1 protein-coding gene is annotated in these 1436 nt (G+C 36.2%); it reads right to left on the bottom strand.

Going from position 1 to position 1436, the window contains the following annotated elements:
- Positions 1–31 precede the first annotated feature (31 nt).
- A protein-coding gene (locus tag HMPREF2780_RS02240) for an IS3 family transposase (RefSeq protein ID WP_105026051.1) occupies positions 32–1380 on the bottom strand; the annotation gives its coding sequence in 2 pieces (ribosomal slippage) (positions 32–930 and positions 930–1380; 1350 coding nt in all).
- Positions 1381–1436: the final 56 nt, after the last annotated feature.

Genomic DNA, 1436 nt, shown 5'->3' with positions numbered 1-1436 from the left:
TGTACTGACCCCAAAAAGTTAGACAATTAATTTAAGCAAAGGATTTAGTTCTGTATTGTACAGGACTAAGTCCTTTTAGTTTTACCTTAATTCGTTTGTTGTTGTAGTAATCAATATAGTCGACAATAGCTTGTTCCAAGTGCTCAAGTGACTGAAACGTATTCTCATAACCATAAAACATTTCAGACTTAAGAATGCCAAAGAAAGATTCCATCATACCGTTATCTGGGCTATTTCCCTTACGTGACATAGATGGTTGGATTCCCTTATTCTTTAAAAAATGATGATAGAAATCATGTTGGTATTGCCATCCTTGGTCACTATGGAGAATTGTATTTTCGTAATGGTTCGCTGTAAAGGCTTGTTCTAGCATAGCTTTCATTTGTACTAAGTTCGGCGAAGTAGAAAGATTGTAGGAGATAATTTCGCTGTTAAAGCCATCTAAAACTGGTGATAAATAAAGCTTTTGACTGCTTGCTGGAATGGCAAATTCTGTCACATCTGTGTAGCACTTTTGCATTGGTTTGGTTGCTTCAAATTGACGTTGAATAAGGTTATCTGCTTTCTTGCCAACCTCTCCTTGGTATGAAGAATACTTCCGTTTACGGCGAATTCGAGCCGTTAAACCAAGTACTTTCATAAGACGCTGCACCTTCTTATGGTTCACTACGAAGCCACGATTTCGTAATTCTAGAGTCATGCGACGATAGCCGTAATTTCCTTTATGCTCAGTATAAATTAACTGAATTTCAGCTTTAACTTGATCATCCTTATCGCTTTGATCCAGCTGTTTTAAGTGATAATAATAAGTTGAACGGGCAAGCTTAATAATCTTTAGAAGGATATCTAAAGAAAACTCTGTTACCAATCCTTGAACAATTTCCGTTTTTCTTCTTGCTCTTTTTCCTCCTTCAATCGGAGTTCTCTCAACTTTTTTAGAACAGCATTCTCCGCTCTCAGGTATTCATTTTCTGCTTGAAGACGTTCTAACTCTGTCATTTCTTCAGGTTTTTTCTTTGGCTTGCGTCCCATTTTAGGTGCTCTCCCTCTTGTTTTCTCAACAATAGTATACCCATTTTTCTTGTATTGTGCCAGCCAATTTGGAAGCATTCCTTGGTTTGGGAGAGCATAATCTAGAGACACCCTTATTTGTGAACGACCTTCAAGCAGAACTTTATCAATAATTTCTCGTTTTAATTTAGGAGAATAATAACGATTCTTCCCCTTTTTGACGAACTCTATACCGTAACGATCAATCAATTTAATCATGTACCTAAGATTAGGAATATTTATCCCGAATATATTTGAAAGCTCTTTGAAGCTTCGCCCTTGTTTTCTAAGTTCATATATCTGAACTTTATCCTTATATGTCAATTTCATAATAAAAACACCCCAAAAGTTAGATTTTTTCTGTCTAACTTTTGGGGTGCGGTTCA

The sequence above is a fragment of the Streptococcus sp. HMSC062B01 genome, from assembly GCF_001811085.1.
Lineage (GTDB): Bacteria > Bacillota > Bacilli > Lactobacillales > Streptococcaceae > Streptococcus > Streptococcus gordonii.
The sequence above is the reverse complement of the archived record's forward strand: the minus strand, read 5'-3'. Positions and strand labels throughout refer to the sequence as shown.